The sequence below is a fragment of the Zavarzinia aquatilis genome (assembly GCF_003173035.1).
In the GTDB taxonomy this organism is placed as follows: Bacteria; Pseudomonadota; Alphaproteobacteria; order Zavarziniales; family Zavarziniaceae; genus Zavarzinia; species Zavarzinia aquatilis.
In genome coordinates, this window is sequence record NZ_QGLE01000011.1 from 25,053 (window position 1) to 45,311 (window position 20,259).

The window sequence follows — 20,259 nt, forward strand, 5'->3', positions numbered from 1 at the left end:
TGCCGGCGAACCCCGATGTGAGACCGCGATGCCGGTCGACACGAGGGCATGGAGGCGATAGTGGCCGGAGAGCTGGAACAGCAACTCGAACATCTCACCCGCGACTTCGCGGCGCAGGCCCCCGGCGATGTCGTCGCCCTGATGGCCGACGCCATGGCCGCGCTGGCCGACAGCGGCATCGCCGGCAGGGCCCTAAGCATCGGCGATGCGATGCCGCATTTCACCCTGCCGGACGCCACCGGCCGGACGGTCGACAGCCGCGACCTGCTGCAAAAGGGACCGCTGGTCGTCACCTTCTATCGCGGCGAATGGTGCCCCTATTGCAATCTGCAACTGGCGGCGTTGCAACGATACCTGCCCGCCATCGCGGAACGCGGCACGACCCTGGTCGCCATCGCCCCCACCCTGCCCGACGAGTCCATGAACATGCGGCAGAAGCTGAATCTGGCTTTCCCCGTGCTCTCGGACGTTGGCAACAGGGTCGCGCGCCAGTTCGGCCTCGTCTATGCGCTGGATGCCCGTCTGCGGCCGATCTATGCCGCCTTCGGTGTCGACCTGCCCGCGCGCAACGGTGACGACAGCTGGGAATTGCCGCTCGCCGCCACCTATGTCGTCACGCGGGGCGGCATCATCGCCCACAGTTTCCTGACCGCCGATTACCGCCGCCGGCTCGAGCCCGCCTTGCTGCTGCGCTGGCTGGGCGATCTCTGACCCCAAGGACAATCCGATGAACCGACGCCAGCTTCTGGCCACCCTTCTGGCCGTGCCCACCCTTGCCGCCCTTGCCGGCCCGGCCTGGTCCGGCAGCCGCCTGCCCTTCGATCCCGCCGCCTTCGCCGAGGCGCAGGCCATCGGCGCGCCCATCCTGATCGACATCGCCGCCGACTGGTGCCCGACCTGCCGGGCGCAGCGCCCGATCATCGACAGCCTGCTGGCCGCCCCCGGCAACGAGACCCTGCTGGTGTTCGAGGTCGATTTCGACCGGCAGGCCGATATCGTCCGCACCTTCGATGCCCGCAGCCAGAGCACGCTGATCGCCTATCGCGGCAAGGTCGAGACCGGCCGTTCCATCGGCGACACCCAGCCCGGCTCCATCGCCGCGCTGATCCACAGCGCCGTCGCGCCCTGAAGGCGGCGTATCATGTTCGGTCACGAAGCCCTGGCCTTTCTGGCCGGGGTCCTGTCGATCCTGTCGCCCTGCGTCCTGCCGCTGCTGCCCATCGTGCTGGGCGCTGCCGGGGCGCGGCACCCGCTGGGTCCGCTCGGCCTTGCCACAGGCCTTGCCCTGTCCTTCGTCGCCATCGGGCTCTTCGTCGCCACCATCGGCTATGGCCTCGGCTTCGATGGTGCCGTCGTGCGGCGCGCGGGCGCCGTCCTGTTGCTGGGCGCGGGCGTGACGCTGCTGGTGCCGGCCCTGCAGGACCGTTTGAGCGCCCTCGCCGGGCCGGTCGGCAATTGGGCGGGGCAACGGCTGAGCGGGCTGCAGCCCGGCGGCCCCGCTGGCCAGTTCGGCCTCGGCCTTTTGCTGGGGGCGGTCTGGTCGCCCTGTGTCGGGCCGACGCTGGGGGCCGCCTCGGTGCTCGCCGCGCAGGGCCGCGACCTTGGTCAGGTCGCCCTGGTCATGACCGCCTTCGGCATCGGCGCGGCGCTGCCCCTCGTCCTGATCGGCCTGGCCTCGCGCGAGGCGATGATGCGCTGGCGCCGCCACCTGCTCGGCGCCGGCACGGGCGGCAAGCGCTTGCTGGGGGCCATGCTCGGCCTGCTCGGCGTCTTCATCCTCAGCGGCGTCGACCGCAGCGTGGAAACCCTCCTGGTCGATCTCTCGCCCGCCTGGCTGACCGAACTGACCACCCGATATTGAGGCCCCCATGAAACCCGTGACATCGCATCCCCTCGCCCTCGACCGCCGCCAGATGATCGGCGCCGGGGCGGCCGCCCTGCTGGTGGCTGGCCGGCGCCCCGCCCTGGCGGCGACCCGGCCGAAGGCGCTGGCCTTCGACGGTTTCGCCCTGTTCGACCTCGCCCCCGTCTTCGCCCGGGCGGAGGCGATCTTTCCCGGCAAGGGGGCCGCGCTGTCCGCCGCCTGGCGCGGCCGCATCTTCGAATATACCTGGCTGCGTGTGGCGGCCGGCCGTTATGAACCTTTCGAGCGCTGCATCGCCGGTGCCCTCGATTTCGCCGTGGCCTCCCTCGGCCTCGCCCTGTCGTCCGGGGATCGCGACAGCCTGCTGGGCGGTTTCGCCACCATCGCCGCCTTCCCGGATGTCGCGCCTGCCCTCGGAACCCTGCGGCAGGCCGGCCTTCGCCTGGCCGTGCTGGCCAATCCTTCACGCGCCTTCCTCGACCGCGCGCTCGCCAACAGCGGCCTGCACGGTCTGTTCGACCATGTGCTCAGCACCGACGCGGCGAAGACCTACAAGCCGGACCGGGCCGCCTATGCCCTCGGCACCGAGGCCTTCGGCCTGTCGGCCGGGAATATAGGCTTCGTCGCCTCGGCCGGCTGGGACGCGGTGGGGGCGCGCTGGTTCGGCTATCGCAGCTACTGGCTCAACCGCCCCGGCCTGCCGCCCGAGGGGCTGGAGGCCGGGGCAGAGGTCACGGTGCCCGGGATGCCCGCCCTCGCGGCGGCAGTGCTGGCCTGAAGCCTCTTCAGGCGGCCCTTGTCGGGCGGACGATGATTTCGTTCACGTCGACATCCTCGGGCTGCTCGATGGCATAGGCGATGGCCCGGGCGATGGCGTCGGCGGTGAGCGCGGCGGAAGCGCGATAATTCTCGATCATCTCGCGCGTCGCTTCATGGGTGATCGTCTCCGCCAGTTCGGATTCGACGACGCCGGGGCTGACCACGGTCACGCGGATGTCCGGGCTTTCCATGCGCAGGCCTTCGGACAGGGCGCGCACGGCGAATTTCGTCGCGCAATAGACGGCGGCGGTTGGAATGACCCGATGCGCGGCGATCGAGGCGATGTTGACGACATGGCCCGCCTTGCGGCCGAGGAAGCCGGGCAGCACGGCGGCGATACCGTTCAGCACGCCCTTGATGTTCACATCGACCATGCGCTCCCATTCCTCCGTCTTCAGGGCGGCCATGGGCGACAGCGGCATGAGACCCGCATTGTTCACGATGACATCGGGCGCGCCGAATTCGGCTTCGGCGAAGGTGACGAAGGCCCTCATCTGCGCCGCATCGGTCACGTCGAGCGCCATCGCCCGGGCGCGGCCGCCCGCCGCCTCGATCTCGCCCACGATACGGGCGAGGCGATCCAGCCGGCGGGCGCCGAGGACGACCCGGGCGCCCCGCGCCGCCAGCAGACGGGCGGCGGCCTCGCCGATGCCGCTGCTGGCGCCGGTGATCAGGATGATCTTGTCGATGGTGGTCATGGCTGCATTCCTTCATCTGCGTCGCATCGCGGCGCCGGAACACCGTGCTCCCGCAGCCAAGCCGGGCGGTAGACCGATCCTCGACGATCATTGCACGATCCTCCAGCGGTGCTTGACCGGCAGCCGACGGGCGGGGACCATGGCGGCATGGAACCTTTGGCCAGGATGGGGGCTTCACCATGACGGCGGTCTCGGCCTTGGCCGATCTCATTGAACGATTCACCGGCGGCGACGGCGCGTTGAAGACCGCCATCCCGCGCCTGTCGCTGTTCGCGGCGCGCCAGCCCTCCGCGCCCACCCATGTGCTGTATCAGCCGGCGCTCTGCATCGTCGCCAGGGGCAGCAAGCAGGTGATCAGCGGCGAGGCGCTCCACGTCTACGACCCGGCCCGTTACCTGATCGTTTCCATCGACGTGCCGGTGACCGGGCAGGTCACCGAGGCGCCCTATGCCTCCCTGCGGCTCGATCTCGATCCGCATCTGCTGGCGGCGCTGATCCTCGAGACCGATGCCGGCCCGGCGCCGGCCATGCCCATGCCCGGCATCGCCGTCGGCACCCTGACGGCGGAAATGATCGACGCCATGACCCGGCTCGTCCGCCTGCTGGACAGTCCCCCCGACATCGCGGCGCTGGCGCCGCTGGCCGAGCGGGAAATCCTTTACCGCCTGCTGCGGGGCGATCAGGGCGCGCGCCTGCGCCAGATCGCGGCCGGCGAAGGCCGGATGCGCCAGATCAACCGGGCGATCGCCTGGATCAAGGAAAATTACACGGCCCCCCTGTCGATCGAGGCGCTGGCCGCCATTGCCTGCATGAGCCCATCGGCGCTGCATCTACACTTCAAGCAGGTGACCGCCATGAGCCCCCTGCAGTTCCAGAAGCAGATCCGCCTGCAGGAAGCACGGCGCCTGATCCTGGCCGAGGCTTCGGACGCCGCCAGCGCCGGCCACGCCGTCGGTTACGAAAGCCCATCCCAGTTCAGCCGGGAATATCGCCGCCTGTTCGGGGCGCCGCCGGTGCGGGACATCGCCCGGCTGAAGGCGGCGCCGGCCGTGCTGGCCGTCGATTAATCCGCGCGGGCCGCGCCGATGATGCGCCCGTCCCCGGCCTGAAGCAAAATGGCGAAACGCGCACCCTCGCCGAGGGGAGCCCGCAGCTCCAGGCTGTCGCCCCGCCATTCGCCGACGATATCGAGACTGCGCACGATATTGGCCTCGGTCAGGGTGCGACCGCCGTTCTCGCCCCGGCCGACGGCGGTGCGATGCTCGGGATCGTAACCGACGAGGAGGATCAGGCCACGCCCGGCCGCCGGGGCGGCGCCGATACGGATGCCGACATCAGCACCCTCGCGCCGCGCCTCGATGGCGACGGCTTCGGTCTTCGCCGCGGCGTCGCGGATCAGGCGGCCGACGGCGGCGCGATCCGAGCCGACCGCCTGCCAGCGGCCGTCGATCACCATTTGCGGCGTATAGACCTGGCGCTGGCCGAGCAACGAGGCATAGAGGCGCTGACGCTGCGTGCCCGCCTCCAGCGCATAGGGATCGGACCAGCCAAGCTGGTTCCAATAGGTGACATGGAAGGCGAGGGGCAGGACATCGTCCCCGGCCGCTGCGAGACTGCGCAGATAATCGTCCGCGGGCGGGCAGGACGAGCACCCTTGCGATGTAAAGAGTTCCACGACGACGGGTTTGCCGGCGTTGGCCGCGACGGGCGCGGCGGCGGCGAGCATCAGCGCGAGGGCGGCGAGGCGCACGGCGAATTCTCCTGTCCGCGCCCGTGGGCCAAGGGGCGCACGGATCCGGGGGGCGCGCCGGATCCGTGCCGGGAAAGATCGTGGACCGCGCGGAGCAGTCCGGCGTCGGGGGGTGCGCGCCGGACGGCCGTGGGCTGCGCGGCCGCGATCCTTCCGCTATCAGCCGACGTGGCCGCCAGCGGACTCGCAGGCCGCCTTGCTGTCGAGTTCGACGAAGCCCTGGCCCTTGCACTCGTTGAGGCCCTTGCAGGCATTGGTGGCGGTCTTGCAGGCGCTCTGGCCCTTACAGGCATTGGCGCCGACGCAATGCACGCCGCCCGCCGCATTGGCCGCGACCGGCGCCAGCATCATGCTGCCAGCGGAAAAGAGGGCGGCGGCCGCCGCGGCGAGAGTAAGACCGGTCCTGCTCATGGTATGCTCCAGATAACATCGGGGGTGGGGGGCAGCGGCTTTTCTTCTCTTCCGCCGACAGCCCCGGTCGTCTCCGGGGCCGTATTGACAGGTTCGCCGGAGCGCAGCGGCAGGTTACGCCCCGGACCGGGAAATTTTCCGCGTCTCAGGACGCATGAGGTCCGGTCGGGATGCGGTCGCGGATGCGGGCGACGCCGGCCTGCGCGCAGACTTCGTCCTTGTCGCCGCCCGGCGCGCCGCCGACCCCGATGGCGGCGATGATCTCATCGCCCGATTTGATGGCGACGCCGCCGGCCAGCGGCAATATGTCGGGAAGCGAGGCCAGCGCCGGCCCGGCCGGGCTCTTCGCCACCAGCGCCGCCAGATCGCCGCTGGTCTCGAATTTGAACACGGGGCCGAGGGTGACCACGGAATAGGCCTTGCGGAAGCTCGAATCCCTGGTGTGGATCGTGCTGTGATCGCCCTTGGCCTGCAGCTTCACCACGCCCGAAGCGTCGACGACGGCGACCGAGACATTATAGCCGCCGGCCTCGCAGGCCGCGATGGCCGCGCTCGCCGCCTCCATCGCGAGGGACAGCGGCAATACCGCCCCGCTTTTCGCCACCTGGGCTTCAGCCTGCATCGCGGGCGCAAACGCACCTACCGCCGCGACCGCAAGGGCGACCGCGCGCATAAACATCGTCTTCATGTCGTTACCTCGGACAGATCGGGGTCGGCCCCGATGGCCGACCATTGATAACCTATTATTTTATTTTTCAGAGGTTATCAATCGTGCCGATCTAATCGCAGCGAAGATTCGGGCGTTGCCGACTCCGATGGGCGGCGGCCTTCGCCCGGTTACCGCAGGCGGCCATGCTGCACCAGCGCCGGCCGTGGCGTTTGCTGGCATCGAAGAACCACAGGGTGCAGCCCCCCCCCTCGCAGGGGCGCACCAGGGTAAGGTCGCGGCGGCAGAGCAGATCGCCCATTACTTCCGCCAGCGGCGCAAGCAGCGAGTCCGGCGTAGCGAACTGGCGGATATCGCGCCAGCGCAGCACGCCCTGCCCTGCCTCCGCACCGGCGCCCGCCTCGGCGAGGCCGATTTCCCGATGGCGAATATCCCGGCGCAGCAACCGGTTCAGCGGCTCGATTTCAGCGGCCAGCGCCGGTTCCGCCGGTCTTCCCGCATGTGCCGCCATCAGGCCGCGGAACCATTCGCGCAGCGCCCGGGCCCGGGCGGCAACCGAATCGAGTTCGTCGAGCACGGCTTCGGCGCGGTAGCGCGCGGCGACCTCCGCCGGCAACAGACCCGCAGCCACCATCCAGTCCAGCAGGTCGCGCCCATCGGCGATCCACTCGATCGGCGCGCCCGCGGGTGACGCGATGGAATTGAGGAAATCCAGCGCCCGATCATCGGCGATGAAAAAGGGGGCGGGGCGCAGGTCCGGCAAGGCGGTCTCCGGGGGAGGGCCGGCGACATCCGGCAGCGACCAGGATAACCGGTAAATCCCGATTTACAAGTTACTTCCTTTTCAGTAACCGTTATTGGCCATGTTTAGTGGTTATCAACCCAAAAGGATCACCATGCGCCTCATCGCCCTTTCCCTGCTGACTGCAGCCTGCCTGTCGCCGCTCGACGCCTCGGCCGCTTCGACGCCGGCACCGGCCCGTGCCACCAGCTACCACACGGTCGACGTCGCCGGCGTCACCATGTTCTACCGCGAGGCGGGCGACCCGGCAGCGCCGACCGTCCTGCTGCTGCACGGTTTCCCGACTTCGTCGCATATGTACCGTGATCTGATCCCGGCGCTGGCCGACCGCTATCACGTGGTCGCGCCCGACCTGCCGGGCTTCGGCCAGACCGTCGCGCCGCCGCGCGGCGAATTCGCCTATACGTTCGAGAACCTGACCAAGGTTACCGAGGCTTTCACCGAGCGCCTCGCCCTGTCGCATTACGCGCTCTATGTCTTCGACTATGGCGCGCCCGTCGGCTTCCGCCTCGCGCTGCGTCACCCGGAGCGGATCACCGCCATCGTCTCGCAGAACGGCAACGCCTATCTCGAAGGCCTGAGCGACGGCTGGAACCCGATCCAGGCTTATTGGAAGGACCCGACCGACGCCAACCGCGAGGCGCTGCGCGGCTTTCTGAAACCCGAGACGGTACAGTGGCAATACACCCATGGCGTTTCCAATCCGGAAAGCCTGACGCCGGATGCCTGGGCGCTCGATGCGGCCTATCTGGCGCGGCCGGGCAATGCCGAGATTCAGCTCGACCTGTTCGGCGATTATCAGAGCAATGTCTCGCTCTATCCCGAATTCCAGCGCTACCTGCGCACGCAGCATCCGCCCGTGCTGGCGACCTGGGGCCGGAACGATCCCTTCTTCCTGCCGGCAGGGGCCGAAGCCTACCGGCGCGATCAACCGTCGGCGGAAATCCATCTGCTCGACGCCGGGCATTTCGCCCTGGAAAGCCGCGGCCCCGAGATCGCCGCGCTGGTCCACGACTTTCTGGACCGCAAGGTAAAACGCTAGAGGCGAAGCGGAAACGGCTCGGCCGTCGGAAGACGCATCAAATCAAAAGGTTGGAGCCTCGGCGGAATGACAATCATTCTGCCGATACTCCAGGAAGCCTGCCCGGAAATCCGCCCGCCCGGGGGACCGGACAAACTCAGAGCCGGGCGCGCAGGTTCGCATCCCTATCGGTTACGCTTCCGCGCCCCCTGAACGTCCGGAGGGGCGGACCGAAGCCGGTGTGCCCGATGCCCCGCCCCCTCGCCCGTCTTCCATGCCCGCAACCGATCTGGCGTTCCAGGGCGCCATCGTCACCAGTGTCGCCTCGACCTCCGGGCGGCCCAGCAGAAAGCCCTGGATTTCGGTGCACCCCATCTGGCGGAGGGCAACCAACTGGCCCAGTTGCTCGACCCCCTCCGCCGTCACCGGGACATCAAGGGCGTATCCGAGGTTGAGTACCGCGCGCACGATCGCCAGCGAGCGTGTGTCATATTCCATGCGCTCGACGAAGGTGCGGTCGATTTTCAGGCGATCGAAACGGAACCGCTGAAGCGTCGCCAGCGACGACCATCCGGTGCCGAAATCGTCAAGGGCAATGGCGACACCGAGCGCCTTCAGCCGGTCGATGGCGAGCACCACCTGCTCGGTATTGCCGAGCAGCGCGCTCTCCGTCACCTCGATTTCCAGGCGCTCCACAGGCAGGCCGGATTCGGCCAGCGCAGCCTCGACCGACAACGGGAAATCCGGAGATTCGAGTTGAACCGGCGAGACGTTGACCGCGACCCGCAGCGGCCAGGGCCAGGCCTTGGCCTTGCGGCAGGCTTCGATCAGAACCCAGCGCCCGAGTTCATGGATGAACCCCGTCGCCTCGGCGAGGCCGATGAAAATTTCCGGCGATATCGGGCCCTGCTCGGGATGGTGCCAGCGCGCCAACGCTTCGAAGCCGGTGGTTTCACCCGTGCGGGCGTCGACCTGCGCCTGGAAAGCCAGGTAGAACTCGTTGCGACCGAGAGCCTCCCGCATGTCCCGGGCCAGATGCTCGCCCGAACGGATTTCTTCCGGGCTGGTGCCATCCGCCCTCAGATAGGCGTGGCGCTTGGTCCTGCGAGACCGCAGCATCGCGTTCTCGGCACGCCGCACGAGACCTTCGACCGTGCTGGCATCGACCGGAAAAATCGCCGCGCCAATGGAAACCGAAGGGGAAAATTCGTGCCCGCCCAGCGTCAGCGGAGCACCGATCGCCGACAGGACGCGCTCGGCCAGGCGATCGACATCGGTCAGCCGACGCAACTCGGAAACGATGATGCCGAAGCAGTCACCGTCGATGCGAGCCAGTACATCGCTGCTGCGCACGAGGCCGGTGAGGCGCCGCGCCAGATTACGCAGGAATTCGTCGCCCAGAATGCTGCCGTGAAGATCGTTGATCGCCGCGAAGCCATCGACGTCGAGCATGAGCAGCGCACCCAGCTTGCCGGTATCGGCCGCCTCCCCCGTCGCGGCGGACAATCGGGACAGGAATTGCCCACGATTCAGCAAGCCGGTCAGGTCGTCATGCTCCGCCCGGTAACGCGCGTTGGCCTCGGTCTCGCGGACTTCGGTGATGTCGAGAATATAGGCGACGATGAACGGCTGCCGCCCGGACGCTGTGTCCAGATGAACGAGGCGTTTCGATGTCCTGACGACACGCAGCCCCCCGCGACCGTTCGGCACGACCTCCTCGTTGTCGATCGGCTGCCCGGTATCGAAGACCCGGTCATTGACCTGCCGGACCGTGCTGCGCTGCTGTTCGCCCAGCACAGCAGCGTCGCCCTTTTCAAGCAACGCCTCGCGCGAGACCCCGAAAAACTGGCACACCGCCGCATTGGCGATCACGATCCCATGGTCGCGCCCCATCACGAAAATGGGCGCGGGAAGGGCATCGAGCAGAGTTTCGAAAGACTCTGCGCTGGCTGCAATCTGGAACACCGGGCTTCGCTCCGCCATGGTGTCAACCTCCGCCATCGGGCGCACCCCGCAGAATCACCAGCGTCCCGTGTATTTCCACCCGCGGCCGCTGCGCCCCACGCGAACATTTCGCCTTCGCACGCAGAATTGCAAGCGTGAATGCGGCAGGCGATGCCGGCCCCCCGTTACCTCAGATCAGGCGCTCGACCAGATAGAGACACAGTCCGATCAGGCCACCGACCACCGTGCCGTTGATGCGGATGAACTGAAGATCGCGGCCGACCTGGGTTTCCAGCTTGGTCACGATCGTGTCCGGATCCCATTTCTGCACGATGGAGCCGATCCATTCGCCGATCTGTTCGCGCCGGCCGACCACGGTCGAATTCACCGCCTGTTCGATCCAGTGCTGCAACGTCTCGCGGATCGCCGGATCGCGGGTCAGGGTCTCGCCATAGACGCGCATGGCGCTGTCGATCTGGCGACGCAGCGCGGAATCGTCCGACAGGGCGTCCTTCTGGATGCGCTCCTTCAGGCTGCGGGCGATATCGCGGAAATATTGCTTCAGCGTGTCGTTGCTCAGCAGGCGGTGCAGGAAATCCTCGCCCTTGGCCCGCATTTCGGGGCTGGTGCGGAGTTCGTGGACGAAGGCCCTCGTCGCCTCGTCGAACTGCTGGCGCCAGGGCCCCTCGGGATTACGGATTTCCTCGAGCGTGTTGTCGAGGGCCGCGAGCACCTTCTGATAGACCGCGCGGTCGACGGCCTTGGGCAGCCAGCGCGGCAATTGCTCGTCCACCCGCTTCTCGATCAATTCGCGGTTGTCATGAACGAGGCGCGCCGCTCTCTCCAGCAATTCGTCGAGCAGGCGCTGGTGGTGCCCCTCGTTGGTCAGCAGCTGCACGATCTGGCCGAGGATCGGCGCGACGCCGATATCTCGCACCCGGGCCGACAGATTGGTCTGCATGAAGCGGCCGACATCCTCGTCATCGAGGGCGTTCAGGATGCCGGGCACGGATTTCGCCATGCGCTCGGCCGCGCGGTGGCGATTTTCCGGCTTGTCCAGCCAGTCGGCGATGATGCGCGGCAGGTCGATCTGGCGCAGTTTCGCCGTCACCTCTTCAGGCTTCAGGAAGTTGTTGGCGACGAAGCGGCCCAGCGTGCTGCCGATCCGCGCCTGATTGCGCGGCACGATCGCCGTGTGGGGGATCGGAATGCCCAGGGGGTGGCGGAACAGGGCCGTGACCGCGAACCAGTCGGCGAGACCGCCGACCAGCGCCGCCTCGGCGAAGGCCCCTGGAATTTCGACCCAGGGCGTCATGGGCGCGAGGAACCGGCTGGCCAGGAAGACGGCGGCCATGACGAGGATCATCGACCCCGCCATGATCTTCATGCGGCGCAGGGCCGCCGCCTTTTCTTCGTCGCTCAAGGGAATGGGCAGGGCTTGTGACATGGCCTCTGGTCGGTTGTTTCCGATAATTTGTCAGTCGTCGCCAATTCGCTGCGCGCGGTCAAGCGGATGCCAACCGGCGATGGTGGTCGCCCCCCGGGAGCAAAAAGGACAGGGGCGCCCTGGGAACGAAGGGTTTCCACGCGCCTTCGGCCTGCGCCAGTCGGTCGGCGATGATGAACAGCACCGACAGATTATGGCCGAGACCGCAGTGGCTGCCCCGCACCCTGATGTTCTGGCGCAAGGGACCATCCGCCTCGAGGCAGCCGCGCCAGGCGACGATTCCGTCCGACTTGGAAAAGATCGCGGTCGAGGGCACACCTTCGACCGGCTGGCGCAGGCGCTCTACATATTCCTGAGCCACCTCGTCCACCGACTGGCCGCTCAGGCGCTCGAAGATCTGCCAGGCATTGGTCGATTTCGGACCGACGGCGATGGGGCTGCCGAGGGTGATCACCTGACGCACCAGTTGCGGTGCCTCGCGGGCGATTTCCCGGGCATAGACGCCGCCAAGGCTCCAGCCGATGATCGAGACCTTGCGCCCGTGCTCGCGCACGATATCGACGAGGCGCTCGCGCAGCCCCTCCTCCACCGCGGCGTTGGGGCCGAGATTGCGGCCGAGATCCCAGGCATGGACGGTATAGCCGCGGTGCTTCAGGAAGCGGCGCAACAGCACGGTCGACAGGTCGCTGGCGAGAAAGCCCGGCAGCACCAGCACCGGGTGACCATCGCCCCGGGGCGCCAGGCGCAGCAGCGGCGTCGCCTGGATCGACTGCAACAATTCCGCCAGCGCCCGCACTTCGGCGAGGGCGAGCAGGGTGGACGGCGGGGCCGGATCCTTGTCGATCGAATGCATCAGTTCACGCTACCTCGTTACCGGCGGACCATAGGCCGCCACGGCTTCTCCACTCCAGCATTCGACCAGTCCGATGGTAAAGACATGGTCTATTTGGCCGGGGTGGCGAGCAGTTTTTCAATGGCGGGCGCCAGCGTCGACGGGCTGGTGACCGAAGCGACGGCCTCGACCAGCCGCCCCTGACCGTCGAACAGATATTTGTGGAAGTTCCAGCGCGGACGCGCCATCGGCCGCTCGTCCGCGAGCCATTTGAAGAAGGGGTGCGCCTCCTCGCCCGTTACCGGCACCTTGGCGGCGAGGGGGAAGGTGACGCCGTAATTGATCTCGCAGAATTCCGCGATCTCGTCGGCGCCGCCCGGCTCCTGATTGGCGAAATCGTTGGACGGCACGCCAACGATGGCGAGGCCCCGGTCGTGATATTTCTCGTAAAGCGCCTCGAGCCCCTTGTACTGCGGGGTGAATCCGCATTTCGAGGCGGTGTTGACGACCAGCAGCGGCTTGCCGGCGAATTGCGACAGAGGCAGGGCCCCGCCGCGCAGCGCCTCGAAACTGAACTGATGAGCCGAACCGGCCGGCGCCTTGCCCGTGGCCTTGTCGATTGCCGCGGCAGCGATGCCGGTCAGCGGATTATCGGTCAGGAGCTTCCCCAGTTTCCCCAGCATTGCGCTCTCCTTCGGCCTTGTCTTCGCCTTTTGTCCATCAATGCACCAGGACGGACAGATGCGATAGTCGCCTTGTTGGCATTGGGCGTATTATAAACACGACAGACGCCGCGACAGGCAGGACATGGCAGACCGCATCACCAGCGCCTTCAGTTTCTTTCGCCGCTCCTTCCTGCTGGCGGCGGAGGCCCGGGCCGGCCTCGAATTGGCGGGCCTTGCTGCCAGTTGGGGTTTTCTGTCGGCGACGGCAAGGGGCGATGGCCATCCCGTTCTGGTCATTCCCGAATTTCTGACCGGGGATATCGCCACCTGGCCCCTGCGCCAGTTCCTCGCCGACCGGGGCTATGCCGTCTACGGCTGGGATCAGGGCTTCAATCTGGGGCCCCGGCCGGATGTCATGTCCATCCTCCAGGCCCGCGTGGCCCATCTCGCCGATCTGCACGGCACAAGGGTCAGCCTGATCGGCGTCTCCGTCGGCGGCATCTATGCCCGCGAAGCGGCCAAGAGCCGGCCGGGCTCGGTCCGCACGGTGATCACGCTCGGCACCCCGACCCGCCAGCCTTCGGAAGACGTGTTCAGCGAAGACGCACCGGTCAGCCTGATCGAGGCGCTGCGTCTCGCGGTCGGCTCGATGCGCGAGCGTATCTCCAAGGCACCACCGGTGCCGACCACGGCGATCTACAGCCCGACTGACGGCCTCGTGTCATGGCGCGCCTGTCTCGAGGCGGAAGGGCCGATGCACGAGAGCGTGGAGGTTTTCTCCAGCCACCTCGGTCTCGCCCATAATCCGCTCGCCCTGCGCATCATCGCCGACCGCCTCGCCCAGCCTGAAGGCCTGTGGCGGCCCTATCGTCAGGCCCAGATCGGCGCGCGCTGACCGATCTCAGGGGGCCTGCACCGGCTCAGGTTCAGGTTCAGGGCATCTGCGCCGGCACAGGCGCGGGAGCGCGCGCCGCGACATAGGCATTCACCCGGGCGATGGCGTCGAGCCGGATGTCCTGCCAGAACAGGGCGTAATCGTAGATGTGATAGTCCTTGCCGGGCAGCAGGATCGCCCGGAAAACGAAGGGCTCCGGCTCCGAGATGCGCAGGATGCCGTCGAGGCACTGGGCATCGACGAGACCGCGGGTCAGCGGCTCCGGCCCGTCCGAGATCATCGAATGCACCGTGCCGCCCCGATTGGCCTCGCGCGGGATCTGGATGTCGTCCATCCGGAAGCTGATCGGATTGACGCAGAGGATGGGGCGCCCGGCCACGGGCGAAAAGCCGGTGGCCGAGGCCGGGTTCCAGATTTCCGCCCGGCGCTGATAGAAGCCGGCGTCACCGCCGCGCAGGACCGACGACCAGGTCAGCACGCAGCCGGTCATGCCCGAAGCCTTGCAGGGGCCGAGCGGCGCCAGCACGCCATCGAACTGGTCGAGCGGCAACGGATAGCCGACGGCATAGGCGGCGACGAGCCGGGCCCGCAGGGCCGGATCGGGCGCGACCACCCGCGCCAGCAGGCGCTGCAGCAGAAGGGCCCCCTGACTGTGGCCGGCGAGAATGAAGGGCCGGTCGTCGGCACGGGCAGCCAGATATTGACGGAACGCCCGTTCGACGTCGCCATAGGCGACCTCGAGAGCCGCGCGGCCGTCGGCCCGGCTCTCCTCCATGAAGGTGGCCAGCGTCGCCTGACGATAATAGGGGGCGAAGACACGGCAACATCCGTTGAAGACGGAAGCCTGGGTCAGTTCGGCGGCGAGTTCGGCGGCGTCCGGGTCGTCCCAGGGGGCGTTCCAGCCCGCGGGATCGACATAAGTCGTCGGATGGACATAGAAAACATCGGCCGGGGCCCGGCCCTGATTGTCGCCCGGCACGGCGCCCGCCGGCACCTCGTCGGCCGAATCCTGTCGCTCGGGCAGGGCCAGCCAGGACTCGGGCCGGCTATAGTCCGGAGCGGGTGGCAGCTTCGCCGCATCGAAGGCGCCGGACGGCGTCACCATGAAGGCGAGCAAGGCGAAGCGGTACTGGTAGGCAGCAATGCCGAGCAGGACCAGGACGGCGAGAATGATCAGGATGATGCGGCGCATTGACCCTGCCCGTTGGTTCCGGCGGCGGACCGAGCCGGCGCCGGCAAGAATGAGGGGCGCCGACGGCGCCCCTCATGTTCGCGTTACTTGCCGACCGCGGTCAGCTTGAGGGCGGCGGCTGCGTCCTCGGGGTTCTCGAACTTGTTGCCGATATCGTCGAAGGACAGGGGCTTCGACGGCGCGACACTGATCGTCAGGCTCTTCTGACCGGTGACGAAGCCTTCGAGGCCATGGATGAAGGCCTTGGTCACCGGACCCGGCGCCGTGTCCGCCTGCATCTTCAGCATCGCCTTGGCCTGTTCCAGCAGGGCTTCCGGCGTCGTCGCCTGTTCCTTGGCGATCAGCTTGAGCACGCGGGAAACCAGCGAGTCATCCGTATAGGCCAGCGTGGCGGCAACGACCTTGGCCGCGAACAGGGCCGCCGGCGGCTCCATCGACTGGGACGACGCCTGGATCGCCTTCATGTCGAAATTGCCGAGGTTGAGCTTCAGCGACAGCGCACCACCGTCGATCAGCTTCAAGGTCACGTCCTTGACGTCGAGCGACAGTGCCTTGGGATCGAAGCTGTAATCCGTCGTCATCTCGAGCTTGATCGTCGGATAGCCAAGATCGGTGAAGGGGCCGCGGTATTCCTCGGGGATGATGGAAATCGGCATGGCAAAGCCGGTCAGCTTGCCCGTGCCCTTGGTCGCGATGCCGTCGACATAATCGCTCGAAGTCGCGACGATCGAGGCGAGGGTGACCTTCTCGCCGTCCTTCGGCCCGAAGGACAGGTCCGAAAGGTCATAGCCATCGACCCTCAGCTTGGCGAAGTCGGGCTCGGTCGCGGTGCCGGCGGCGACATCCTGCAGCATCACGCCGACGTCAACGCCCTTGAGCGCGAGATGGGCCAGCTTGAAATCGTAACCGATTTCCGAGACATGGCCGGACAGGCCGTCGATCGCCAGCTGCGAGAAGCTGAGCGCCTTGAACTGGTCGAGGGTGATGCTGGCGATCTTGATCTCGTCCGTCGCGGCCTGGAAGCCGACGACGCTGAAATCCTTCAGACTGGCCGATTCCGCGCTGATGGCCAGCAGGGCCTTGGCCTGCATGGCATCGGCATTGGCCATGCCGGTGGCCGCGGCCGAGGTGAAGATGGCGGCGAGGTCGCCGACGCCGAGCCCCTTGAGGGACAGGCTGCCGAGACCGAAGCTGCCGCTGCCGGAATCGGGCTTGCCGGTCAGGCCGGTCAGGTCGAAGCCGCCGAGGCGCTGGCCGTCGAAGGCCGAGAGCACGACCGAGGCGATGGAGACCACCGGCGTCGCGGTCTGGCCTTCCGCCGGGGGCGGGCCGCCGGCGATCGACTTGAAGCCGATCGAGGAGAATCCGAAAGCCTGCAGCAGATCGGCGACTTCGGCCGGGCCGGAGGTGCCGAGGTCGGCGAGGGTCGCGGGCGGCGCCTTGGCGAACTGCCGGGCCGAAAGGTCCGCGATCTCGAAATTCTCGAAGCTGATGCCGCCGCCGGTTTCCGGCCCGATATTCACCTTGGTCGCGGTAATGCGCGAGGCGATGGGCAGCCGCTCGGCCGAGGGGGCCTGACCGGCGACATAGGATGCCGGGTTGAACACTTTCTTCGCATTGGCGGCGAATCCGCCGTCGACGACGACACCGGTCATCTTGACCGCGCCCTCCTCGACCGCGCCCGCGCCAAGGACGCCGAAGCGCAGTTCCGCGAAACTGAGCTTGGAGCCCGAGCATTCGAGACCCGAATAGGTCGCCTTCAGCTCCGGCGGCAGGGCCGCGAGCGTCGCATCGACATCGGTCTTGATGTTGGCGCAGTCGAGCGGCGGCGCACCCGAGACACCGGCGACACCGGGACCGCTTTCCTTACCGATGAAATACCAGCCGGCGGCGGCCCCGACGCCCACCACGACGGCGGTCACAGCGCCAACGACAATCTTGTTCATGGTCTCCCCTCTCGGTGGATATGCTCTGCCCGTCCCGGGCCTCCCCCAGGCCCGGCACGGGAACCGGACCGTTTCCTGGGCGCAACCTAGCCCAACAGCTTCGCCGAGGCGAGACAATGCTGTTCGTCACACGTTGACGCCGCATTTCTTCGCCCGGCCCCTCGCCGGGATTGGCCGGCGGGGCCGGATCGCATAGGCTCGGTGTCCTCAGGGGGAACTCATACAGGCGGCGTTTTTATGGCGATGCGGTTTGGATCGTCCGTTTCGGCGGCGATCATGGTTCTGGCGCTCGCGGCGCAGGGCGCGGCGGCGGGCGAAAAAGGCTCCATCCGGCCGGGCGGCGCGCGCCCTGCCCCTGAGGCGGCAGCCCCCTCCGGCCCCGCCGGCTCGGTCGAGGGCGATTCGAGCAACGGGCTGTCCGAAATCGCCGCGGCCAACGATCCCCGCATCCTGCAGCTGGCCCTGATCTGGGCCGGCTATTCGACCGAGATCGCGACGGGCACGCTGGACGAGGCGTCGCGCAATGCGATCAAGGCGTTCCAGCGCGACACGGGCGTCCGCCCCACCGGCACGCTGACCACCGACCAGACGCTGGAGCTGCTGCGCATCGGCGCGGAGGCACGGGCGAAGGTCGGCTGGACCTCCTATATCAATCAGGATCTCGGCTTTCGCGTCGGCTATCCGGCGGTCCAGCTGACCAAGACCAAGCCCGGCGACGGCGGCGGACGCTCCTTCGTCTCGGCCGACGAATCGCGCCGCCTCGACGTCGAAGTGATCGACGCCATGTCGGCAGCCGATTTCCTCACCTTCTTCAACACTGTCCGCAATCTGAAGGACGGCGGAAAGCGGGTAACCAAGGCGACCAACATGGGCGCCTATTTCGTCTTCGAGGGGACGGAAGACGGCCAGCGCTTTGTCGGCCGGGTCGACCGGCGCGAAAACGGCCTCGTCGGCTTCACCTATTATTTCCCGCCGGGCGACGAGCCGGCGAACAAGGGCCTGGTCGCCGCCATCGTCTCGGAATTCGTCGTGCCCGACCGCCTCGGCCCGCCCGAGGCGACGCCGCCCGACACCACCGTCGGCTTCTATGCCAAGGATGAGGCGCGGGAAGGCTCCACCGCCTCCAGCCCCGATGTCGCCGGGGACGAACCGGCCGCGCCCGCCCGTCCGGGCCGCCCCGACAAGCCCGGAAAGCCCGCCCGCCCGCCCGCCGCCGCCGAGGCCGGCGATCAGGTGCCGCTGCCCACCCTGCCGATGCCGGTCGCGACCCAGGTTCTCGACCCTTCGGGCGTCTTTCAGAAGGTGAAGGACGCGGTCTGGGTCGTCGTCGCCGCGCCCATGCGTAATGGCCAGCCCTATCTCGAGGATGGTTACAGCCAGGGTTCTGCCGTCGCGGTGACCGCCCAGCATCTGTTCACCAATTGCCACGTCCTCGAAGGCCAGCAGTTCTTCGGCATCTTCAGGAACGAGGATATGTCGGACCTGCGCCCCGTCTCGATCAAGCTGCGCGACGAGGAAGGGGACCGCTGCATCATCCGGGTCGACAAGCCGGACCTGCCGAGCTTCGTCACCATCCGCAGCCATTCGGACGTGGTGATCGGCGAGCGCGCCTATACGATCGGCGCCCCCTCCGGCCTCGACCTGACGCTGGGCGAGGGTCTCGTCTCGTCGAAGCGCCGGCACGAGGGCCAGCAATATGTCCAGACCAGCGCGCCCATCTCGCCCGGCTCGTCCGGCGGCGGGCTGTTCGATTCGCGCGGCAACCTGCTGGGCATCACCACCTTCATGCTGAAGGATACCCAGAACCTGAATTTCGCCATCGCCGCCGAGGAATTCCTGCGCCCGGGCTCGAGCGCGGGCAATCACTGACGAGGGGGGCGACGCCCCCCTCCCCGCCGTTACGCCTTCTTCAGCCGCTCGGGGAAATAGGCCTTCAGCTTGTCGACCTTGGGCCGCGAGACATGGGCGATATAGGGCTGATAGGGGTTCCGCGCCGCGTAATCGTGGTGGTAATCCTCCGCCTCGTAGAAGGCGGTCAGCGGCTCCAGCGTGGTGACGATCGGCGCGGTATAGGCGCCGGCCGCCTCCAGCTGGGCGATATAGGCCTCCGCCACCGCCTTTTCCTCGTCGTTGGCGAAGAAGATGGCGGAGCGATACTGCCGGCCGACATCATTGCCCTGGCGGTTCAGATGGGTCGGATCATGGGCGACCGAGAAGAACAGCTTCAGCAGCTGGCCATAGCTGGTCCTGCCCGCGTCGTAGCGGATCAGGATCGCCTCGGCATGGTCTGTTCTTCCGGTGCAGACGGTCTTGTAGTCGGCGGTTTCCGCCGTGCCACCGGCATAGCCGGGCACGACGTCGATCACGCCGTCGACCACGCGGTAAACCGCCTCGGTGCACCAGAAGCAGCCGCCCGCGATGACCGCGACCTGTTCGCCGCTCGCCGGGGCGAGGTCGCGGGCGGGATCGGGAAACTGGGCGGGGCTCAGGCCGCGCCCCGTCGGAATCGGGCAGGAGGTCATGGTGTCTTCTCCGTCTCGGTCGCGGCATCGCCTGCCGCAAGGACAGGTTCGCCGGTCCGGACCCAAGGTTACGGTCATGCCAGGCTTGCGTAAAGCTAGGCCTTGATGCCGCAGCCCTTCAGGACGATGGCGGTCACCGTCGCGATTGCCTGCTCGAAATCCGCCTCGCGCAGGCGCTTGTGGCCGAGGACGGCGGAAATCTGGCTGGCGAAGTCGGCATAGGTCTGCGTCGCGGCCCAGATCATGAAGAAGAAGTGATGGGGCGAGACCGCGTCCATCCGCCCCTGCGCCGCCCAGAGCGCGAGGACCTTCGCCTTCGCCTCCACCCAGTCGCGGAGGTCAACCTCGAGGAAGGGGCGCAGGATGGGCGCGCCTCGGATGATCTCGGTCGCGAAGATGCGCGAGGCCAGCGGGCGTTTCCGCGAATAGAGCAGCTTCTGCCGGATATAGGCGCTGATCGCCGTCGCCGGATCGTCCTCGGCCGTGATCTCGCCGAAAGCCTTCAGCCACAGGTCGACGATGCCCGCCACCACCTCGCGGTAGATCGCTTCCTTGGTGCCGAAATAGTAATGCACGTTGGATTTGGCGAGGCCGGCGATCTCGGCGATTTCGGCCGTGGTCGCGCCGTCGTAGCCGCGTTCGGCGAAGACCTTTTCCGCCGCCGCGATGATGCGCGCCTTGTTGCGCTGACGGATGCGTCCGCCCTGGGGCGCCTCGTCGGCGCCGCCGTCGTCTTCGATGTCGAAGCTGTGCACCATCGCGCCTCCCCTCACCCTCCATCGTT

The 20,259-nt window shown here is 67.5% G+C and carries 21 protein-coding genes; 8 read left to right on the forward strand and 13 right to left on the reverse strand.

Annotated features, from left to right (window positions below; genetic code table 11):
• The first annotated feature begins 60 nt into the window (after window positions 1–60).
• From DKG74_RS16595 to DKG74_RS16610, 4 genes are read left to right on the forward strand one after another with little or no spacing between them, the layout of a single operon-like run.
• Complete coding sequence (locus DKG74_RS16595) at window positions 61–711, forward strand: peroxiredoxin-like family protein (RefSeq protein WP_207779389.1); 651 nt, start codon at window positions 61–63, stop codon at window positions 709–711.
• 16 nt (window positions 712–727) lie between these two features.
• Window positions 728–1,129 carry a thioredoxin family protein gene (locus DKG74_RS16600; RefSeq protein ID WP_109907299.1) on the forward strand — a complete coding sequence of 134 codons (402 nt, stop codon included), beginning with the start codon at window positions 728–730 and terminating at the stop codon, window positions 1,127–1,129.
• Between the two features lie 12 nt (window positions 1,130–1,141).
• A complete protein-coding gene (locus DKG74_RS16605; RefSeq protein ID WP_109907300.1) occupies window positions 1,142–1,861 on the forward strand; it encodes a cytochrome c biogenesis CcdA family protein in 720 nt (239 codons plus the stop codon).
• 7 nt (window positions 1,862–1,868) lie between these two features.
• On the forward strand, window positions 1,869–2,642 hold the full coding sequence (locus DKG74_RS16610) for a haloacid dehalogenase type II (RefSeq protein WP_109907301.1): 774 nt from the start codon (window positions 1,869–1,871) through the stop codon (window positions 2,640–2,642).
• Window positions 2,643–2,649: 7 nt separating this feature from the next.
• On the opposite strand, the gene DKG74_RS16615 is transcribed toward DKG74_RS16610, so the two are convergent.
• Window positions 2,650–3,381 (reverse strand): SDR family oxidoreductase, encoded by a 732-nt coding sequence (locus DKG74_RS16615; protein WP_109907302.1) that lies wholly within the window; start codon window positions 3,379–3,381, stop codon window positions 2,650–2,652.
• Window positions 3,382–3,560: 179 nt separating this feature from the next.
• On the opposite strand from DKG74_RS16615, the gene DKG74_RS16620 reads away from it, so the two are divergent.
• Window positions 3,561–4,448, forward strand: a complete 888-nt coding sequence (locus tag DKG74_RS16620) for an AraC family transcriptional regulator (RefSeq protein WP_109907303.1) — start codon at window positions 3,561–3,563, stop codon at window positions 4,446–4,448.
• Here the strand turns inward: DKG74_RS16620 and DKG74_RS16625 are convergent.
• From DKG74_RS16625 to DKG74_RS16640, 4 genes are all read right to left on the reverse strand, one after another.
• Window positions 4,445–5,131 carry a DUF1223 domain-containing protein gene (locus DKG74_RS16625; RefSeq protein WP_207779390.1) on the reverse strand — a complete coding sequence of 229 codons (687 nt, stop codon included), beginning with the start codon at window positions 5,129–5,131 and terminating at the stop codon, window positions 4,445–4,447. The genes DKG74_RS16620 and DKG74_RS16625 overlap by 4 nt on opposite strands.
• 159 nt (window positions 5,132–5,290) lie before the next feature.
• The gene (bufA2, locus tag DKG74_RS16630; protein ID WP_109907304.1) at window positions 5,291–5,542 is read right to left on the reverse strand and encodes a BufA2 family periplasmic bufferin-type metallophore; all 252 of its coding nucleotides are present in this window, start codon (window positions 5,540–5,542) and stop codon (window positions 5,291–5,293) included.
• A 145-nt stretch (window positions 5,543–5,687) separates the two neighbouring features.
• Window positions 5,688–6,230 (reverse strand): GlcG/HbpS family heme-binding protein, encoded by a 543-nt coding sequence (locus DKG74_RS16635; RefSeq protein ID WP_109907305.1) that lies wholly within the window; start codon window positions 6,228–6,230, stop codon window positions 5,688–5,690.
• Window positions 6,231–6,321: 91 nt separating this feature from the next.
• On the reverse strand, window positions 6,322–6,972 hold the full coding sequence (locus tag DKG74_RS16640; protein ID WP_109907306.1) for a CGNR zinc finger domain-containing protein: 651 nt from the start codon (window positions 6,970–6,972) through the stop codon (window positions 6,322–6,324).
• Between the two features lie 133 nt (window positions 6,973–7,105).
• Between DKG74_RS16640 and DKG74_RS16645 the strand changes: the two genes are divergently transcribed.
• Complete coding sequence (locus DKG74_RS16645) at window positions 7,106–8,053, forward strand: alpha/beta fold hydrolase (RefSeq protein WP_109907307.1); 948 nt, start codon at window positions 7,106–7,108, stop codon at window positions 8,051–8,053.
• 171 nt (window positions 8,054–8,224) lie between these two features.
• On the opposite strand, the gene DKG74_RS16650 is transcribed toward DKG74_RS16645, so the two are convergent.
• The 4 genes from DKG74_RS16650 to DKG74_RS16665 all read right to left on the reverse strand — a co-directional run bounded on the left by DKG74_RS16650 (window position 8,225) and on the right by DKG74_RS16665 (window position 12,938).
• Window positions 8,225–10,015 (reverse strand): putative bifunctional diguanylate cyclase/phosphodiesterase, encoded by a 1,791-nt coding sequence (locus DKG74_RS16650; protein WP_109907431.1) that lies wholly within the window; start codon window positions 10,013–10,015, stop codon window positions 8,225–8,227.
• Window positions 10,016–10,166: 151 nt separating this feature from the next.
• On the reverse strand, window positions 10,167–11,423 hold the full coding sequence (locus DKG74_RS16655) for a DUF445 domain-containing protein (RefSeq protein WP_109907308.1): 1,257 nt from the start codon (window positions 11,421–11,423) through the stop codon (window positions 10,167–10,169).
• A gap of 58 nt (window positions 11,424–11,481) precedes the next feature.
• Window positions 11,482–12,276, reverse strand: a complete 795-nt coding sequence (locus tag DKG74_RS16660) for a lipase family alpha/beta hydrolase (protein ID WP_109907309.1) — start codon at window positions 12,274–12,276, stop codon at window positions 11,482–11,484.
• A gap of 89 nt (window positions 12,277–12,365) precedes the next feature.
• A complete protein-coding gene (locus DKG74_RS16665; RefSeq protein WP_109907310.1) occupies window positions 12,366–12,938 on the reverse strand; it encodes a glutathione peroxidase in 573 nt (190 codons plus the stop codon).
• A gap of 124 nt (window positions 12,939–13,062) precedes the next feature.
• Here DKG74_RS16665 and DKG74_RS16670 point away from each other — a divergent pair, with 124 nt between their 5' ends.
• Window positions 13,063–13,815: an esterase/lipase family protein gene (locus DKG74_RS16670; protein WP_109907311.1), complete on the forward strand. Its 753-nt coding sequence runs from the start codon at window positions 13,063–13,065 to the stop codon at window positions 13,813–13,815.
• Between the two features lie 37 nt (window positions 13,816–13,852).
• Here the strand turns inward: DKG74_RS16670 and DKG74_RS16675 are convergent, their stop codons facing one another.
• Window positions 13,853–15,007 carry a DUF3089 domain-containing protein gene (locus tag DKG74_RS16675; RefSeq protein ID WP_109907312.1) on the reverse strand — a complete coding sequence of 385 codons (1,155 nt, stop codon included), beginning with the start codon at window positions 15,005–15,007 and terminating at the stop codon, window positions 13,853–13,855.
• 83 nt (window positions 15,008–15,090) lie between these two features.
• Complete coding sequence (locus tag DKG74_RS16680; protein WP_109907313.1) at window positions 15,091–16,953, reverse strand: hypothetical protein; 1,863 nt, start codon at window positions 16,951–16,953, stop codon at window positions 15,091–15,093.
• 276 nt (window positions 16,954–17,229) lie between these two features.
• Here DKG74_RS16680 and DKG74_RS16685 point away from each other — a divergent pair, with 276 nt between their 5' ends.
• Complete coding sequence (locus DKG74_RS16685; RefSeq protein ID WP_207779392.1) at window positions 17,230–18,822, forward strand: serine protease; 1,593 nt, start codon at window positions 17,230–17,232, stop codon at window positions 18,820–18,822.
• A 29-nt stretch (window positions 18,823–18,851) separates the two neighbouring features.
• Here the strand turns inward: DKG74_RS16685 and msrA are convergent, their stop codons facing one another.
• Together msrA and DKG74_RS16695 are read right to left on the reverse strand one after the other, a co-directional pair.
• Window positions 18,852–19,475 carry a peptide-methionine (S)-S-oxide reductase MsrA gene (msrA, locus tag DKG74_RS16690; protein ID WP_109907315.1) on the reverse strand — a complete coding sequence of 208 codons (624 nt, stop codon included), beginning with the start codon at window positions 19,473–19,475 and terminating at the stop codon, window positions 18,852–18,854.
• Window positions 19,476–19,570: 95 nt separating this feature from the next.
• Complete coding sequence (locus tag DKG74_RS16695) at window positions 19,571–20,233, reverse strand: TetR/AcrR family transcriptional regulator (protein ID WP_109907316.1); 663 nt, start codon at window positions 20,231–20,233, stop codon at window positions 19,571–19,573.
• Window positions 20,234–20,259: the final 26 nt, after the last annotated feature.

What these genes read in the sequence shown, in the direction of transcription:
- DKG74_RS16600 (WP_109907299.1), top strand. Translation starts at nt 728, where the DNA reads ATGAACCGACGCCAGCTTCTGGCCACCCTTCTGGCCGTGCCCACCCTT.
- DKG74_RS16605 (WP_109907300.1), top strand. Translation starts at nt 1,142, where the DNA reads ATGTTCGGTCACGAAGCCCTGGCCTTTCTGGCCGGGGTCCTGTCGATC.
- DKG74_RS16610 (WP_109907301.1), top strand. Translation starts at nt 1,869, where the DNA reads ATGAAACCCGTGACATCGCATCCCCTCGCCCTCGACCGCCGCCAGATG.
- DKG74_RS16615 (WP_109907302.1), bottom strand. Translation starts at nt 3,381, where the DNA reads ATGACCACCATCGACAAGATCATCCTGATCACCGGCGCCAGCAGCGGC.
- DKG74_RS16620 (WP_109907303.1), top strand. Translation starts at nt 3,561, where the DNA reads ATGACGGCGGTCTCGGCCTTGGCCGATCTCATTGAACGATTCACCGGC.
- bufA2 (WP_109907304.1), bottom strand. Translation starts at nt 5,542, where the DNA reads ATGAGCAGGACCGGTCTTACTCTCGCCGCGGCGGCCGCCGCCCTCTTT.
- DKG74_RS16635 (WP_109907305.1), bottom strand. Translation starts at nt 6,230, where the DNA reads ATGAAGACGATGTTTATGCGCGCGGTCGCCCTTGCGGTCGCGGCGGTA.
- DKG74_RS16645 (WP_109907307.1), top strand. Translation starts at nt 7,106, where the DNA reads ATGCGCCTCATCGCCCTTTCCCTGCTGACTGCAGCCTGCCTGTCGCCG.
- DKG74_RS16650 (WP_109907431.1), bottom strand. Translation starts at nt 10,015, where the DNA reads ATGGCGGAGCGAAGCCCGGTGTTCCAGATTGCAGCCAGCGCAGAGTCT.
- DKG74_RS16655 (WP_109907308.1), bottom strand. Translation starts at nt 11,423, where the DNA reads ATGTCACAAGCCCTGCCCATTCCCTTGAGCGACGAAGAAAAGGCGGCG.
- DKG74_RS16660 (WP_109907309.1), bottom strand. Translation starts at nt 12,276, where the DNA reads ATGCATTCGATCGACAAGGATCCGGCCCCGCCGTCCACCCTGCTCGCC.
- DKG74_RS16665 (WP_109907310.1), bottom strand. Translation starts at nt 12,938, where the DNA reads ATGCTGGGGAAACTGGGGAAGCTCCTGACCGATAATCCGCTGACCGGC.
- DKG74_RS16670 (WP_109907311.1), top strand. Translation starts at nt 13,063, where the DNA reads ATGGCAGACCGCATCACCAGCGCCTTCAGTTTCTTTCGCCGCTCCTTC.
- DKG74_RS16675 (WP_109907312.1), bottom strand. Translation starts at nt 15,007, where the DNA reads ATGCGCCGCATCATCCTGATCATTCTCGCCGTCCTGGTCCTGCTCGGC.
- DKG74_RS16680 (WP_109907313.1), bottom strand. Translation starts at nt 16,953, where the DNA reads ATGAACAAGATTGTCGTTGGCGCTGTGACCGCCGTCGTGGTGGGCGTC.
- DKG74_RS16685 (WP_207779392.1), top strand. Translation starts at nt 17,230, where the DNA reads ATGGTTCTGGCGCTCGCGGCGCAGGGCGCGGCGGCGGGCGAAAAAGGC.
- msrA (WP_109907315.1), bottom strand. Translation starts at nt 19,475, where the DNA reads ATGACCTCCTGCCCGATTCCGACGGGGCGCGGCCTGAGCCCCGCCCAG.
- DKG74_RS16695 (WP_109907316.1), bottom strand. Translation starts at nt 20,233, where the DNA reads ATGGTGCACAGCTTCGACATCGAAGACGACGGCGGCGCCGACGAGGCG.